The sequence below is a fragment of the Pseudomonas sp. MPC6 genome, assembly GCF_006094435.1.
In the GTDB taxonomy this organism is placed as follows: Bacteria; Pseudomonadota; Gammaproteobacteria; order Pseudomonadales; family Pseudomonadaceae; genus Aquipseudomonas.
Genome location: NZ_CP034783.1, coordinates 2275572 through 2292066 on the forward strand (window position 1 = coordinate 2275572; position 16495 = coordinate 2292066).

The following is a 16495-nucleotide window of genomic DNA, read 5'->3' on the forward strand; positions in this document are numbered from 1 at the left end:
AGTGCTGAAAATCAGACGCCAAGGCAAATTTTCAGACCCCAGCGCAGAACTCCCTTCCCCCAGGCAAGGCGCTTCCTGCGCCTTTCTCACACACTCGGCTCTAACGCTATCGCGCTGCAAAACAACAAGAGCCGCGAAAAAAATGACCAGTTTCCAACCTGCTACCGAAAGCCAGACCGGCCACATCGGCGCCCGTCAGGCCCGTGTCGAGGACGCCGCCTTGTTGCGCGGCCTCGGCTGCTATGCCGATGACGCTGCGATCCCTCCGGGTACGCTACATGCGGCGATCATCCGTTCCCCCCACGCTCATGCGCGGATCACCTCGGTGGACTTTGCCAAAGCGTTGCTGATGAAAGGCGTGCACGGCGTGCTGGTCGGCGAAGACGTCAAACGCTGGGCGCTGCCGTTTCCGGTGGGTGTGCGCCAGCCGATGGAGCACTGGTGCGTCGCCGTCGACAAGGTGCGCTACGTCGGAGAACCGGTAGCCGTAGTGATCGCTGAAAGCCGCTACCTGGCCGAAGACGCCATCGAAGGTGTGCGCGTTGAATACGAGCCGCTGCCCCCGATCATCGATCCCGAACTGGCCACCGCCGAACAGGCGCCGATCCTGCACGAAGCCGTCGGCAGCAACGTGGTCAACGAACGGCGTTTTCGTTATGGCGAGCCGGAGCAGGCGTTCGAGCAGGCGCCGCACAAGGTCTCGCTCAAAGTGAAGTTTCCGCGCAGTTCCTGCACACCCATTGAATGCTATGTGGTGCTGGCTCAGTACGAGCGCGCCACCGGCATTTATGACGTGCTGGCCAATTTCCAGGGCCCCTATGCGTTGCACACGGTCATGGCCCGTGCCCTGAACGTACCCGGCAACCGCTTGCGTTTGCGCACACCGAAAGATTCCGGCGGCAGCTTTGGCATCAAGCAAGGGGTGTTCCCTTACGTGGTGATGATGGGCCTGGCGTCACGCAAGGTCGGTGCACCGGTGAAGTGGGTCGAGGACCGTCTGGAGCATCTTCAGGGGGCTTCTTCGGCGACCAATCGGGTGACCGAAATTGAAGCGGCGGTAGAAGCGGATGGCCGCATCACCGCTTTGCGTTATGACCAGATCGACGATTGTGGTGCCTACCTGAGAGCGCCCGAACCAGCGACGTTCTATCGCATGCACGGCAACCTGACGGGAGCCTACGCGATCCGTAATTTGCAAGTGCGCAACCGGGTGGTGCTGACCAACAAAACCCCGTCCGGCCTGAACCGTGGTTTCGGTGGCCCGCAGGTGTATTTCGCCCTTGAACGGCTGCTGCAACACATCGCGGTGCAGTTGAAGCTTGATCCGTTGGACGTGATCCGCCGCAACCTGGTGCCGGCCGATGCCTTCCCTTATCGCGCGGCCGCCGGTGCGTTGCTCGACTCCGGCAATTACCAGGCAGGCATTGCCTTGGCGGCGGCTGACGGCGGACTCGACGAGTTGCTCAAACGTCGTGATCAGGCGCGTGCCGAAGGCCGGATCTATGGCATCGGTTATGCCGCAGTCATTGAACCGTCGATTTCCAACATGGGCTACATCACCACCGCGATGACACCCGAGGAGCGGCGCAAGGCCGGTCCGAAAAACGGCGCGGTCGCCACCGCAACCATCAACGTCGGCCCGTTGGGGGACGTCAGTGTGCACGTGTCCTCGGCACCGCAAGGGCAGGGCCATCAAACCACCGTCGCGCAGGTCGTCGCCGAAGTGCTTGGGGTCGCGCTGGAATCCATCGTGGTCAACGTCGAGCTGGATACCCAGAAGGACGCTTGGTCGATTGCCTCGGGCAACTATTCCAGCCGCTTCGCCGGCGCTGTGGCCGGTGCCGTCTACAAGGCGGCGCTGAAGATCCGCGATCGCCTCGCCGCGATTGCCGCCGAGCAATTGCAGGCCAGTCCTGAAGATATACGTTTCGCGGGCGGCAAGATTTTTGTCGTCGATGGCGGGGCGGTGGCGCCATTCCACCGGATTGCCGGTGCGACCCACTGGTCGCCGGGCCTGCTGCCGGAAGGTGAAAGCGGCGGTCTGCGCGAAACCGCCTTCTGGAGCCCGCCGCAATTGGTGGCACCGGACGACCAGGATCAGGTCAATAGTTCGCTGTGCTACGGCTTTGTCTTCGACATCTGTGGTCTGGAAATCGACCGCATGACTGGCGAGATCCACATCGATCGCTACGTCACCTGCCATGACGCCGGCCGCCTGCTCAACCCGGCACTGGTCGACGGCCAGATTCGTGGTGGCTTCACCCAAGGCCTCGGCGCGGCGCTGATGGAAGAGTTCGCCTATGGCGAGGACGGCAGCTTCCTCTCCGGGACCTTCGCCGACTATCTGGTGCCGACCGCACCGGAAGTGATCGAACCGGTGATCCTGCACATGGAAACGCCATCGCCATTCACCCCGCTGGGCGCCAAGGGTGTGGGCGAGGGCAACAATATGAGCACGCCGGTGTGCATCGCCAACGCGGTGGCCGACGCCCTCGGTCGCCCGGACATCCGTCTGCCACTGACGCCATCGAAAGTACGCACGCTCATCGGGATCGACGAGCCGCCGCGGCCCGCCGGTATGGAGCCCGATGAAAACCTGGACGCAGCAACTGCCGGTGGACCGGCACTGCGGGCCAACGACTCGGTGGTGATTCCTGCTTCGCCGCAACAGGTCTTCGACACCTTGCTCGACCCGCAGACGCTGGCGGCGATCATTCCCGGTTGCCACGACCTGGTGCTTGAAGGCGAAAACCGTTACCGCGCAGACGTCACCGTCGGCGTCGGCATGATCCGCGCGCGCTTCGAGGCCAAGGTTGCCCTGAGCGATCTGGACCCGCCGCATTCATTGCGTCTGTCCGGTTCCGGCAGCAGCTCGATGGGCTCGGCCCAGGGCCAGGCCAAGGTGCGTTTCGTCGAACTGGAAAATGGCCACACACGCCTGGAATACCAATACCAGGTGGCGGTCAGCGGCAAAGTCGCCGCGGTCGGCGGCCGAATGCTGCAAGGGGCCTCGAAAGTGATCATCGGACAAATCTTTACTCGCCTGTCACAACGAGTCAGCGGCCAAGCCATCTCCACCGGCTGGTGGGCGCGACTGCGGGCCTCGCTTGGCGCGCTGTTTGGCAAGGGAGGTGCGCAATGAAACCGGCTGCTTTCGATTACGTTCGGGCTGACACCCGGCGTCAGGTGGTTGAGCTGCTCGCCGAGTACGGCCAGGAAGCTCGCATCATCGCCGGTGGCCAATCGCTGATGGCGGTGCTGAACATGCGCCTGGCTCAACCCAAGTTGCTGATCGATATCAATCATGTGGCCGAGCTGGCCTATATCGAGCTGCGCAAGGATTGCCTGGCGGTAGGTGCCGGGGTGCGACAGGCGCAGTTGCTGGCGCGTTCGACCCTGATGGACGAGGTGCCTTTATTGGCACTGGCGATGCCCTGGATCGGCCACTTCCAGACGCGTAATCGCGGTACGGTCTGCGGTTCGGTGGCTCACGCCGACCCCAGCGCCGAGTTGCCGCTGTGCCTGGTGACGCTGGGCGGCGAGATCGTTCTCGAGTCGAAAAAAGGCAAGCGCATCGTCAAGGCTGCCGACTTCTTCCAAGGCATTCTCACCACCGACAAGCGTGCGGATGAACTGGTCGTCGAGGTGCGTTTTCCACTCAAGCGCGAAGGCATCACCTATCGCTTCCGCGAAATCGCCATGCGCCACGGCGACTTTGCAATTGTCTCCCTGGCCGCAGCCATCGGCACGGACCAGGTCGAACTCGGCATCGGCGGGGTCGCCGACCGTCCGCAACGTCGCAGCCTGCCACGGGGTGCGGCGCTGCCTGACGCGCTCAATCAAACCGCCTGGTCGCTCGATGCACAAGACGACGTGCACGCCAGCGCCGCCTATCGCCGCCAACTGGTTCGCGAGCTGGGTCATCAGCTGATCGAAGGAGTCTGAACATGCGTGTAACTGCCGACCAAACCTTTCCGATTCGCCTGGAACTCAATGGCCGCTCCCGTGAAGCGCTGGCCGAACCGCGGACCCAACTCTGCGACTTCCTGCGCCACGACCTCGGTGCCACCGGTGTCCATGTCGGTTGCGAACACGGCGTCTGCGGCGCCTGCACGGTGCTGGTGGACGGGGTCGCCATGCGTTCCTGCCTGATGCTCGCGGTACAGGGGCACGAGCGGCGTATCGAGACCGTCGAGTCCCTGGCCGACGACGACACACTGAGCGACCTGCAACAAGCCTTTCGCCGTCATCACGCCTTGCAGTGCGGCTTTTGCACTGCGGGCATTCTCATGTCCTGCGTGGATTTCCTCGAACGGGTACCCAACCCGGACGAGACCCAGGTACGCGACATGCTTTCGGGGCATCTATGTCGCTGCACGGGCTACACCGGCATCGTCCAGGCCGTGCTCGAAGTCGCTGCCCAGCGCCAAACGAACAAAGGGGTATAACAATAATGTTCGATCTCGGACGCAGTTTTCTCGCTGCCGTTGAACGCCGACCGCACGCCGTGGCGGTCAGCGACGGTGCGTTGAAGAAAACCTATGAAGAATGGTTCGTCGATATCCAGAGTGCTGCCTGGGGCTTGCAATGCCTTGGGCTGCAACGCGGTGACCGACTGCTGGTAGTCATGCAAAACCGCTGGCAGATGGCGACCCTGCATTGGGCCTGTCAGTTTGCGGGCATCGTCATGACCCCGTTGAACTGGCGTTCGACTGCCGAGGAACTGGGCTACTGCATCGAAGATGCGCAAATCCGTGCCGTGGCTTATGACGACGCTACCGTGACCGCCGTGGCCGGTTGCAGCGCCGCCACAAGGCTGCCACGGATCGCCGCCGGCCTGCGTGCCGCCAACACCGACCTGAGTTTCGAGGAACTGTGTTCGCAGACCCCCTCCGGCATCATTTTGCAGGCCGACGCCGAAGATTTTTCACTGCTGCTGTACACCTCCGGAACCACCAGCAAACCCAAGGGCGTGCCCCGTCGGCACCGTAGTGAACGCGCCGCGGCGGTGGCTCACGTAGCGCAAAACCTCTACCGCCAGAGCGAGTGCACGCTGGGTGTCATGCCGCTTTACCACACCATGGGCGTGCGTTCGTTGCTGTCCATGGCGCTGATCGACGGGCATTTCGTCTGTGTGCCGAAGTTCGACGTGGAGGCCACGCTGCAGGCCATCGAGCGGGAAAAGGTCAGCAATCTGTACCTGGTGCCGACGCTCTACCACATGCTCATCGAACACCCGGCCTTTGCCCGCGAACGAGTAGCCAGTGTGGAGAAAATCGGCTTTGCCGGCGCGCCGATGAGCGATGGCTTGATGCGTCGCGTCGAGCAGGCATTCCAGCCGCAATTGTTCGTCAATCATTACGGCAGCTCGGAAATCTACACCTTCACCATCGACCAGCAGGCCAGTCGCAAACCCGGCTCGTCAGGGCGCAGTGCAATGAACCAGCGAGTGCGCGTGGTGCCGATCGATGCTGAAACGGCGGACAAGCAGGTCAACCCGTTGGAGGAGGGCCAGATCATCGCCGACCTGGCGAGCGACGAGGCGTTCGAAGGCTACCTGAACCGCCCCGAAGCGAACGCCAAGGCGTTGCGTGACGGATGGTATTTCACCGGTGACATCGGCTACTTCGATCTGGAGGGCGATCTGTTCGTCACGGGCCGCGTCGATGATTTGATCATCACCGGTGGCGAAAACGTCAGCCCGGCGGAAATCGAAAACATGCTCTCGCTGCACCCGGCGGTGGAAGAAGTGGTGGTGGTCGGTCTGCCGGACGAGCAGTGGGGCAAGATCATTGCTGCGTTTATCAAGCCGCGCGCCGAGGTTTCGGAATGCGACCTCGATGCCCATTGCATCGCTTCGGGCCTGGCCAAGTTCAAGCGGCCACGGCGTTACCAGTTCATCGATCAGATTCCCAAATCTCCAGTGGGCAAGGTGCTGCGGCGCGTGCTGCTGGCCCAATTCCAGGAACAGGCCTTGAAGGCCATCAGCTAATCACCCAGAGGACACTCCCATGCAACAACAAGCGATCCAGCAATTTCTCGACACTCGGTTCGATGGCTTCCAGGTTGAAGTCGATGTGTCCCGCGAGCGCGCCGACATCATCCTCGACCGGGCGCCGTTGAACGTCATTTCCATGGGCCAGCGCGATCAACTGCGCCTGGTCTTCGAAGCCCTCGATGCACACAAGGATGTGCGGGTCATCGTGCTGCGCTCGGTGGGTGAACACTTCTCCAGCGGCGGCGACATCAAGGGCTTCCTCGAAGCGTCGCCGGAGCACGTTTCGAAGCTGGCCTGGAACGTCGCGGCACCGGCACGTTGCGAAAAACCGGTGATCGTTGCCAACCGTGGCTACACCTTCGGCGTCGGGTTCGAACTGTCCCTGGCCTGCGATTTCCGCATTGCTTCGCAAACCACGCGCTACGCCTTGCCTGAGCAGAACCTGGGGCAGATCCCGGGCTCGGGTGGTTCTGCACGCCTGCAGAAAATCATCGGTATCACCCGCACCAAACACATGGTGATGCGCGCCAAACGCATCACGGGCGACCAGGCTTATGCCTGGGGTATCGCGACCGAGGTCGTGCCGGATGCCGAACTGGAAAGCACCGTCGATGCGCTGGTCGATGAACTGCGGCGCTTCTCGCCGTTGGCTCAACGCACGGCGAAAAAACTGATCAACGACAACGAAGACGCGCCGCTGACCGTCGCGATCGAAATGGAAGGTCACTGCTACAGCCGTCTGCGCAGTTCCAAGGACTTCAAGGAAGGCGTCGAAGCGTTTCACAGCAAGCGTGTGGCAGTGTTCACCGGCGAGTAAATGCGTACCGGCGAGCAGGTCCGGGAGCATGCCGGCAACGGCGTGCGCCCCTGCGGAGCAGGGCCTGCCGCCCCTTCAATGCAACGGATAGGGCACATCAAGGTAATACCGCTGGCCTGCTGATTACCCGCAACCCGCGCACCGGGGTGCAGAACGTTTCGATTCACCGTTTGTGTGAGGCAACCATGACTACGACAACAACAATAACTGCATCACCCACCAGCGACGCTATCGATACACCGCAGATTCCACCGGGCAAGGCCTTGCTCGCGGCATTTGCCTCGACATTCGGCTGGGCGCTGGATTTGTTTGACCTGTTCATTCTGCTCTACGTGGCGCCGATCATCGGCCGTATGTTCTTCCCCTCGGACACCCCGACACTGTCGCTGGCCGCGGTGTATGCCTCGTTCGCCGTGGCCTTGCTGGTGCGTCCGCTGGGCTCGGCGATCTTCGGCGCGTATGCCGACAAACATGGGCGCAAGCGTGCGTTGATGGTGTCGATGGTCGGTGTCGGTATTTCCACGGCACTGTTTGGCGCCTTGCCGACCATTCACCAGGTCGGGGTGTTGGCCCCGATACTGTTTTTGCTCTTGCGGGTAATCCAGGGCATTTTCGTTGGCGGCATCGTCGCCTCCACTCACACCATCGGCACCGAATCCATCTCGCCGCGCTATCGCGGATTGATGTCCGGGTTGATCGGTGGCGCCGGTGCCGGCATGGGCGCGCTGTTGGCGTCATTCACTTATCTGGTGTTGTCGGAGATCTTTCCCGGGGAAGAATTCGACGTCTGGGGCTGGCGCTTCATGTTCTTCTGCGGCTTGCTCAGCACGTTTTTCGGTCTGGTGATGTTCCGTTACCTGGAAGAAACCCCGGTCTGGCAGCAACTGCAACAAGCCCGCAAAACCAAGGGTCCGGCGGTAGTGGTCGTGTCGCCGCTCAAGCGTCTGTTCGGTCGCGAGTACCGCAGCGTGATGCTGGTCAACCTGCTGATTACGTTTGGCGGCGGTGCCACGTATTACCTGGCCTGCGGCTATCTGCCGACTTTGCTCAACGTGGTCGCCAAAGTGCCCCATACCCAGACTTCGCAGATGCTCATGTATGGGTCGGCGGCAACCATTGTCGGAGCACTGGCCTTCGGTTACCTGAGCGACCTGATCGGTCGCAAGAAGACCTTCATGCTGCTGGGTGTGATCAACCTGGTGAGCCTGCCGATGATGTTCCTTGGTGTCGCCGAACCGGGCTCGCTGACCCGCACTGCGCTGTATTGCATGGGCATCGGCTTCATGGGCGGGGCGATCATCGCGCCGATCCTGATCTTCCTCAACGAACGCTTTGCCACCGAGTTGCGCGCCAGCGGCACCGGGTTGTCCTGGAACATCGGGTTCGCCCTCGGCGGAACCATGCCGACCTTTGTGTCCCTGGTCAGCAGCAGCCCGGCGCAGATCCCCATGGTGCTGGCGATTTTCGCCGTCGGCCTGTCGGTGATCTACCTGATCGGCAGCGTGGTGATTCCGGAAACCCAAGGCAACTTCAAGTAAAGGCGGGGAGGCGCTCCAGGAATTCGCAGACCAGCTCCAAGGTCCGCTCGGTCGCTTCGGTCTGGGGAAAGTGCCGGCAGTCATCCAGCAACACACAGCGGCAGGGCCCAGGCACCTGTCGCTGGATGACCACCAGTTGCTCGGGCGTGGCGTAGTGGTCTTCGCGACCCTGAATGACCAGCAGCGGCTTTTCGATATAAGCCAACTGCGCTTCAAGATCGTCCAGGGAAAAGTCCGGGTGCAACCAGCTGTCGCTCCAACCGTGAAAAGCGCTGTCGACATTGGTCCCATGGTGGCGTGCCAGGCGTTCGCGCAAGTCACCCTGATGCCACACCTCGGTGGTGTGGCGAATGCCATCGAGGCTCTCGGTCTCGACAATCACATGAGGCGCCAGTGCAATGCTGCCCAACACCCGTGGATCGTTGGCGGCGGCATAGGCGAGGACGATGGATGCACCGTCACTGTGACCGAGCAAGACCACGTGCGGCAGTTGCAAGGCATCGAGCAATTGCCGCAGTTCACGTGGGCCGTCGCTGCTCAGGTAGTTCAGCGGACGCGGCAGGGTTACCGGGCTCGATTGCCCATAACCCTGACGGCTGTAGGTGACCACACCGCAACCGCTGGCCTGGGCCAGACGCAGGGGGAAGTCTTTCCATTGGTCGGCGCTGCCGAGGCCTTCATGCAACAGCACAAGCGTCGGTCGCGATGGGTCAGCCGCAGGCAGGTGGCGGTATTCCAGACGCAGCGGCCCAAGTTGCAAAAATTGTTGTGGCGACATGTTGAATCAACGATTGGACAAGGTTGCTCGCAGGTTACCGTAAACGTAACCCTGCAGGCAGCACCACGCTTTGCTTGAGGTATAAAACATGCGTCATCTCGATGTTCAGGTGATCGACCAGGCGCTGCAATGGGCTCGCGCCGGGCAGGCCCAGTGGCTGTGCACGGTGCTCTCCACCTATGGCTCTGCGCCGCGTGCGCCGGGTGCCATGCTGGTGACCAATGGCACGGGCGAACACGTCGGCTCGCTGTCGGGTGGCTGCGTCGAAGAGGAATTTCTCGAAAGCCTGGCGCGGGGTGAATTACGCGAACCGGCGCAGATCGTCAGCTATGGCGACAGCGTCGAGCAACGCCACCGTCTGCGATTGCCCTGTGGCGGCGTGCTGATTGTGCTGGTCGAGCACCGCGCTGCCAGTCTCGAATGGATCGCGCACCTGGAGAGCCTGCAAGCGGCGTTACTGGGTCAGCGGCGTCTGCTGCGTCACATCGAGCTGAGCAGCGGTGCCTTGCGCCTGGACCCAGACACCGGGCACGGCAGCGAGCGGGTGCAAATCGTCGACGAAAGGGTGCGCATCAGCGTTGGCCCGGCGTTACGACTGATTCTGGCCGGGCTTTCGCCGGTCGCGGAAGTCTGCGCCAGTTTCGCCCGCGCCATCGGCTGCGAAGTCATCGCCTGCGACCCCCGGGAAGAGATGCTGCATGTCCAGCTCGAAGGCGTGGAGATGCAACGTGTGCTGCCCTCGATGTTCATTGCCGCCGGAGGTTGCCATGCGGCGACCGCGGTGGTGGCGCTGACTCACGATCCGCGAATCGATGATCTGGCGCTGATGGAAGCGGTCCACACCCCGGCGTTTTACATCGGCGCCATGGGGTCTCAGGCCACCTCGGCCAAGCGCGCCGAGCGGCTCAAACGCATCGGTGGTCTGACGGAGGAACAGATCGCCCGTTTGCACATGCCCATCGGCCTCGATCTGGGCAGCAAGGCCCCGGCGGAAATCGCTCTGGCGGTGGTGGCCGATATCCTGCGCGTCTATCACGGGAAAGAACGCCATGCCCTGTAAGGCGGTTTTTCCGATGAGCGTGGGGGCTGCGAAAGTCGAGGTAGACGCTCGGTCATTCGCGCGCGATAGTGGCCAGAAAAGTGCTGAACCATTGAGTGATCGCCGGGGTCCGGAAACACATGGACGCCGCGATAATCCTTCATGGTGGCCGATAACAATATCGCTTCAAGCGAGCGGAGGAATCTGATGTCGATTGCCCAACGGGTTTTCCACGGCAGGTTTGGCCGGGTCGCCTTGCTGGACATGGATCGTTCGCTGGTTACCCACACCCATTCCGAATGCCATGTGCTGGTCAAAGTGTCCGGCGAGGACACTTACTTCAACGTCAACGGGCGGCGGGTGCCGCTCAGCGATCGCACGGCGGTGCTGGTCAACGCCTGGGAGCCGCATTTCTACGATCCGCAGCCGGGTGCCGGTGCCACTGTAATCCTGGCGCTCTACATCGAGCCTGCCTGGCTGGCCACTGCCCAGCAGTCGCTGGCGCTCAGCGCTCGCCCGGACTTTTTTGCCCGGTCATGCATCGAGCTGTCGAGTCGTAATCGCACCTTGGCCGATATCCTGGTCGCCGAAGCCCATGGCTGCGGGATCGTGCCGAAAGAGCGCATGGAATTCATGCTGTTCGACTTCCTGATCGAACTGATCGAGGACTTTTCCAGCTGGCGGCATTTGTCGCTATTGGGGGCGCCGAGTTCAGGTGAGTTCCGGGACGCGCGCGTGCGCCGTGGCACCGCCTGGTTGCTTGAGCACCTCGATGATCCGCACCCGATCGACAACGCCGCGCGGGCTTGTGGTCTGTCCCGGGCGCACTTCTTTGCGCTATTCAAGAAAGATACCGGCATGACGCCGACCCTGTTGCTTAACGACGCGCGCATGCGCCGGGCTTTTGCCTGGCTGGAGCGTGAGCGCAGTGGAACCTTGGGCCTGTTGTCGGAGAACCTCGGGTTCTCCGAGCAAGGTCATTTCACGCGGTTTTTTCAGCAACACATCGGCGCCTCTCCCAGCCAGTATCGGAGGGTAGTGGATAGCTATGCGGGGGTTTGAATATCGCCTCAGCTGAATCCTGGTCTGCTCAGGTTCTTTCCTGAAATTCAGACTCCAAGGCAAACTTGCAGACGGCAGCGCAAAACTCCATCGCTCAAGGCAAGGCATTCCCTGTGCCTTTCTCCCACACTCGGCTCTAATGCCAGGGGCTGGGTGTGGTTGGCAAAAGCGTTGGCTATGTCTATAGCCGCTTAACCATCCCCGGTCACAATACTGAAAAATGGCTGGACTCGAGAAAATAAAGACTTTTTACGTATAAATGGTTCCTTAAAATAATATTGGACCAGTATTAGTCGACGACTTAGATTCACCTTACAAGAAAAGCAAGAACGTGAGTTGAAAATAATATGGCTAATGATGCGATTCTGGAAACTGTTGGTTTGACCAAAGAGTTCAAAGGATTTACCGCTGTTGAAAATGTCAACTTGCGTGTGAAGCGTGGCTCAATTCATGCCCTGATCGGTCCCAACGGTGCCGGAAAGACGACATGTTTTAACTTGCTCACCAAGTTTCTCGATCCTACCCAAGGGACTATTCGCTTCAACGGCCAGGACATCACTCGTGAGCACCCAGCTGCAGTAGCGCGCAGAGGGATGATTCGCTCTTTTCAGATATCGGCAGTCTTTCCTCGCCTTACCGTGCGAGAAAACATCTATATTCCGCTACAGCGAAGCCTGGGGACTTCCTTCCATTTCTGGAAGTCGCGCGCTGCACTTGCCGCTCTTGACGATAGAGCGATGGAGTTGCTCGCCCAAGTGGGATTGGAGTCATTCGCCGATCTAGTAGCAATGGAACTGTCCTATGGCCGCAAGCGCGCGCTGGAAATAGCCACCACTTTAGCGCTGGACCCTGAGTTGATGTTGCTCGATGAACCCACCCAAGGCATGGGGCATGAAGACGTCGATTGGGTCATGGAGCTGATCAAGAATGTCGCCGCCAACCGCACTGTCCTGATGGTCGAGCATAACATGAAGGTTGTAGAGGGGATTTGCGACACTATCACGGTACTTGCTCGCGGCAGTGTGCTCGCCGAGGGCAGTTATTCTGAAGTTTCAGTCAATCCACTCGTGGTCGAAGCCTATATGGGGAGTGCCGACAGTGAGCTGCGCTCTCCAGGGAGCCATTGATATGACCAATGCTACCGAATACATGCGAGTTGCCAACTTGCAAGCCTTCTACGGTGAGTCTCATGTTCTCCATGGCATTGACTTCACTGTGAAACAGGGTGAATGCGTTACCTTATTAGGTCGCAATGGCGCAGGCCGCACCACCACCTTGCGAGCCATTATGGGGCTCACGGGGAAGCGCCAGGGTTCGATCATAATAGATGGTACTGAGACCATTGATCTTTCGCCCCATAAGATTGCGCGCCTGGGTGTGGGTTATTGCCCAGAGGAAAGAGGCATCTATGCCAGTCTTTCCTGTGAGGAAAATCTGCTGTTGCTGCCGCGTTTAGGAATCAATGGAATGTGCCTGGAGGAAATCTATGAGATGTTCCCCAACCTCTACGAGCGTCGTCACAGCCAAGGTACCCGCATGTCGGGTGGTGAACAGCAAATGCTTGCCCTGGCCCGAGTCCTGCGCACTGGTGCACGCCTTCTACTGCTTGACGAGATATCCGAGGGACTTGCACCGGTCATCGTCCAGCGGCTCGCCGAAATCATCCGCCAGCTCAAGAGCAAGGGCTTCACAATCCTTCTGGTCGAACAGAATTCACGTTTTGCCGCCCCCCTCGCGGATCGCATGTATATCGTCGAGCACGGCAAGATTATCGCTGAGATTCACCAGCACGAAGTTGGGCAAAAAAGCGATCTGCTTCAAGAATATTTAGGGATCTAATATCGGCTAAAGCACTTGTCTGGTTTAGACGGTTCCAACGGCGAGCCAAGGGATTTAAAGCCTGCAACCCCTACAACGCACCTTCTGGGTACAAGGCTGAAGCGTGTGGCTCTATAAGTATTCCAGGCTCTTCGGCGAATATCCTACTAATAACAAATTGTCAGGATAAACAATATGGCAACATTCTTCGACGTTCCGTTGTCGGCCTTGATGGGCCAACTTATGCTAGGGCTGGTTAACGGCTCGTTTTACGCGATCCTCAGCCTGGGCCTGGCAGTTATATTTGGCATGCTTCGCATCATCAATTTCGCGCACGGTGCGTTTTTCATGATGGGTGCCTTTTTTTCATGGATGTGTCTCAATTATTTTGGCGTCAACTATTGGTGGTCATTGTTGCTTGTACCACTCATGGTGGGGATTGTCGGCGTTGTGATCGAACGCGCTCTGCTGCAGTGGTTGTATAAGCTCGATCATCTATACGGTTTATTGTTGACGTTTGGATTGGCGCTCATCATCGAGGGCGTTTTCCGTAATGAATTTGGTGTTTCAGGTCAACCCTACGCAGTCCCTGAAGCACTGAAAGGGGCAATGAATCTGGGTTTCATGTTTCTACCCGTCTACCGAGGCTGGGTGATTGTTGCCTCGCTTGCCGTATGCGCCCTGACGTGGTTCATGATCGAAAGGACACGCTTGGGGTCATACTTGCGTGCTGCCACGGAAAACCCGGCATTGACCCAAGCCTTCGGCATTAATGTACCTGTCATGGTGATGCTGACTTATGGTTTCGGCGTCGCGCTGGCCAGTTTTGCCGGGGTGCTGGCTGCGCCAGTATTACAAGTCAGTCCCATGATGGGCTCGCAGTTGATTATTGTGGTGTTTGCGGTAGTGGTGATTGGCGGGATGGGCTCAATTTTTGGCGCCATTATTACCGGTCTTTCCCTCGGCGTAATTGAGGGTTTGGCCAAACTGTTCTATCCGGAAGTTTCCGCAACCATTGTTTTTATTATCATGGCGATCGTCCTGTTATTTCGGCCGGCCGGTCTATTTGGGAGGGCTGAGTAACATGTCATCGAGAACGCGACTATTAGGCTGTATCCTTCTGCTCATCTGCGGCGCTATTGTCCCCTTCGCCATATACCCGATACTGGCCATGAAGGTGCTTTGTTTTGCGCTGTTTGCCTGTGCATTCAATCTTTTGCTTGGCTATACCGGCTTGCTTTCGTTCGGTCATGCCGTCTTTTTCGGCGCAGCTGCTTATGTGAGCGCCTACAGCATCAAGGTGTGGGGCTTCCCGCCCGAGCTGGGGATCCTCACAGCGGTTGTGGCTGCCGCCGTGCTGGGGTTGGGATTCGGCCTGTTGGCGATACGGTGCTCAGGCATCTACTTTGCGATGATCACATTGGCGTTGGCGCAGATGATGTATTTCGTCTTCCTGCAATCTCCGTTCACCGGAGGGGAGGACGGTTTACAAGGTGTGGAGCGCGGGCTGTTATTTGGGTTTATCGACCTCAGCAACGACGTAAATCTGTACTACCTGGTGTTTGCCATCTTTGTTTTTGGCTTCTGGTTGATTCATCGCGTTATCCAGTCTCCTTTTGGCCAGATTCTCAAAGCCATTCGAGAAAACGAGTCGAGGGTGATTTCCCTGGGCTATCAGGCAGCCCGATACAAATTGTTGGCCTTCGTTCTTTCGGCTGCTCTGGCGGGGCTCGCTGGCGGTACCAAAGCCGTGGTGTTTCAGTTCGCGACCTTGAGCGACGCCCATTGGCAGACCTCGGGCGAAGTAGTGCTGATGACCCTGCTCGGAGGCCTGGGCACCGTCTTCGGCCCACTGATAGGGGCCGCCATCGTTGTGACTCTGCAGAACGCATTGGCCGATAAGGTGGGCGCGCTCTTGCCAGTCATCATGGGCGTCATTTTCATCGTTTGCGTGCTGCTCTTTCGCCGCGGTATTGCCGGGGAGTTTGCGGCTTTCTACCAAAGCAGGCTGGCGGCAAGGCGCGCTGATGCAAACCGCCGAAAGTCTCTTGGGGCCTCTCGCAAAGGGGGCGGTGCAAGGGGAGCGGATGGTTCGGCGAGGGAGGCGAACCCGTGATGCGGATGTCGAGCATTCAACTTCGAAAAATATAAAAAAACCCGTACTAAACACCCGAATGAACGAGTAGGAGAAAATAATAATGATCAAACAACTGAATACTCATCTGCGCAAGATCTGCTTCGGGCTGTTGGTAGCCGCTCCGGCCGTGCAAGCCCAGGTTTCAGATGGTGTAGTGCGTATCGGCGTATTGAATGATTTGTCAGGTACCTATGCCGGGCTTTCCGGTCCGGGCTCGGTGTGGGCGGCAAAGCAGGCGGTGGCCGACTTCGAGCCTGAAAAACATGGCCTGAAGGTCGAGGTCGTGGCGGCTGATCACCAGAACAAGCCAGATGTAGGGGCCAGTGTGGCCCGTCGTTGGTTCGATGTGGATAAGGTGGATGTGATCGTCGACGTGCCGACTTCGTCGGTCATCCTGGCCGTCAATGAAGTGGTGAGGGAAAAAAACAAGGTGCTCCTGGTATCCGGTGGCGGCAGTTCCGATCTGACCGGTAAGGCGTGCAGCCCGAACACCATTCATTGGACCTACGACACATGGGCGCTTGCCAACGGTACCGGTAAAGCGGTGGTGGGGAGTGGCGGCAAAAGCTGGTTTTTCATGACGGCGGATTACGCCTTTGGTCACGCATTGGAACGTGATACGGCGTCGGTCGTTGAAAAAAGTGGCGGAACAGTGATGGGCAAGGTTCGCCATCCGTTCCCGGGCACCGATTTTTCGTCTTACTTGTTGCAGGCCCAAGCTTCCGGGGCGCAGATAATCGGGTTGGCAAATGCCGGTGGGGACACCATTGTCGCCGTCAAGCAAGCGTCTGAATTTGGCATCACCGCTGGTGGCCAGAAGCTAGCCGGTTTGTTGGTGTTCATTAGCGACGTGCAAGCGTTGGGCCTGGAGGCGGCACAAGGGTTGATGCTGACGGCTGCCTGGTACTGGGACATGAATGACGCGAGCCGTGAATTCGGTAGAGCATTCGCTGCTGCCAACGGCGGGAAATTTCCGACAATGGCGCAGGCTGGTGTTTACTCCGCCGTCACGAACTATCTGCGAACAGTTGCCGTCAACAATGACGATGGTAATGGCGCAGAAGTCGTCGCCCGGATGAAGGCGGTCAAAACCGAGGATAAGCTCTTCGGCGAGGGAAGTATTCGTGCCGATGGTCGCAAGATCCACCCACTCTATCTCTTCGAAGTGAAAAAGCCCTCCGAGTCCAAGTACCCTGGCGACTATTATAAGTTGCTGTCCACAATACCTGCCGATGAAGCATTTCGGCCGATGTCCGCAGGCGGTTGCTCGCTTGTTACTTTGAAATAAGCACTGGGGTTTCAAACCGG

At 59.2% G+C, this 16495-nt stretch carries 13 protein-coding genes and 1 pseudogene; 13 read left to right on the plus strand and 1 reads right to left on the minus strand.

Translation table 11 applies throughout. The features are described 5' to 3' along the window. Positions 1-142: 142 nt before the first annotated feature. From ELQ88_RS12760 to ELQ88_RS12785, 6 genes are all read left to right on the plus strand, one after another. Entirely contained in the window at positions 143-3142 is a 3000-nt protein-coding gene (locus tag ELQ88_RS12760) for a molybdopterin cofactor-binding domain-containing protein (protein WP_138965416.1), read from the plus strand. Further along, positions 3139-3945: an FAD binding domain-containing protein gene (locus tag ELQ88_RS12765; RefSeq protein WP_010799162.1), complete on the plus strand. Its 807-nt coding sequence runs from the start codon at positions 3139-3141 to the stop codon at positions 3943-3945. The genes ELQ88_RS12760 and ELQ88_RS12765 overlap by 4 nt, the downstream gene beginning before the upstream one ends. A 2-nt stretch (positions 3946-3947) precedes the next feature. After that, positions 3948-4448, plus strand: coding sequence for a (2Fe-2S)-binding protein (locus ELQ88_RS12770; protein WP_008060977.1), 501 nt, complete (start codon positions 3948-3950; stop codon positions 4446-4448). 5 nt (positions 4449-4453) lie between these two features. After that, positions 4454-5992 (plus strand): AMP-binding protein, encoded by a 1539-nt coding sequence (locus tag ELQ88_RS12775; RefSeq protein WP_138965418.1) that lies wholly within the window; start codon positions 4454-4456, stop codon positions 5990-5992. A gap of 19 nt (positions 5993-6011) precedes the next feature. Beyond that, on the plus strand, positions 6012-6815 hold the full coding sequence (locus ELQ88_RS12780; protein ID WP_138965420.1) for an enoyl-CoA hydratase-related protein: 804 nt from the start codon (positions 6012-6014) through the stop codon (positions 6813-6815). 185 nt (positions 6816-7000) lie between these two features. After that, a complete protein-coding gene (locus tag ELQ88_RS12785) occupies positions 7001-8353 on the plus strand; it encodes an MFS transporter (protein ID WP_138965422.1) in 1353 nt (450 codons plus the stop codon). On the opposite strand, the gene ELQ88_RS12790 is transcribed toward ELQ88_RS12785, so the two are convergent. After that, a complete protein-coding gene (locus ELQ88_RS12790) occupies positions 8346-9131 on the minus strand; it encodes an alpha/beta hydrolase (RefSeq protein ID WP_138965424.1) in 786 nt (261 codons plus the stop codon). The two genes, ELQ88_RS12785 and ELQ88_RS12790, sit on opposite strands and share 8 nt — an antisense overlap. Before the next feature lie 88 nt (positions 9132-9219). Here ELQ88_RS12790 and ELQ88_RS12795 point away from each other — a divergent pair, with 88 nt between their 5' ends. From ELQ88_RS12795 to ELQ88_RS12825, 7 genes and pseudogenes are all read left to right on the plus strand, one after another. Next, positions 9220-10191, plus strand: coding sequence for an XdhC family protein (locus ELQ88_RS12795; protein ID WP_138965426.1), 972 nt, complete (start codon positions 9220-9222; stop codon positions 10189-10191). 186 nt (positions 10192-10377) lie between these two features. Beyond that, on the plus strand, positions 10378-11232 hold the full coding sequence (locus ELQ88_RS12800) for an AraC family transcriptional regulator (RefSeq protein WP_138965428.1): 855 nt from the start codon (positions 10378-10380) through the stop codon (positions 11230-11232). Positions 11233-11579: 347 nt separating this feature from the next. Beyond that, the gene (locus ELQ88_RS12805) at positions 11580-12359 is read left to right on the plus strand and encodes an ABC transporter ATP-binding protein (protein WP_138965430.1); all 780 of its coding nucleotides are present in this window, start codon (positions 11580-11582) and stop codon (positions 12357-12359) included. A 1-nt stretch (position 12360) separates the two neighbouring features. Continuing rightward, positions 12361-13071, plus strand: a complete 711-nt coding sequence (locus ELQ88_RS12810) for an ABC transporter ATP-binding protein (RefSeq protein ID WP_138965432.1) — start codon at positions 12361-12363, stop codon at positions 13069-13071. Positions 13072-13245: 174 nt separating this feature from the next. Continuing rightward, complete coding sequence (locus ELQ88_RS12815; RefSeq protein ID WP_207291585.1) at positions 13246-14133, plus strand: branched-chain amino acid ABC transporter permease; 888 nt, start codon at positions 13246-13248, stop codon at positions 14131-14133. A 1-nt stretch (position 14134) separates the two neighbouring features. Further along, positions 14135-15031 (plus strand): annotated as a pseudogene (locus tag ELQ88_RS12820) (branched-chain amino acid ABC transporter permease); the annotation flags it as partial. Positions 15032-15248: 217 nt separating this feature from the next. Continuing rightward, the gene (locus ELQ88_RS12825) at positions 15249-16475 is read left to right on the plus strand and encodes an ABC transporter substrate-binding protein (protein ID WP_083348740.1); all 1227 of its coding nucleotides are present in this window, start codon (positions 15249-15251) and stop codon (positions 16473-16475) included. Positions 16476-16495: the final 20 nt, after the last annotated feature.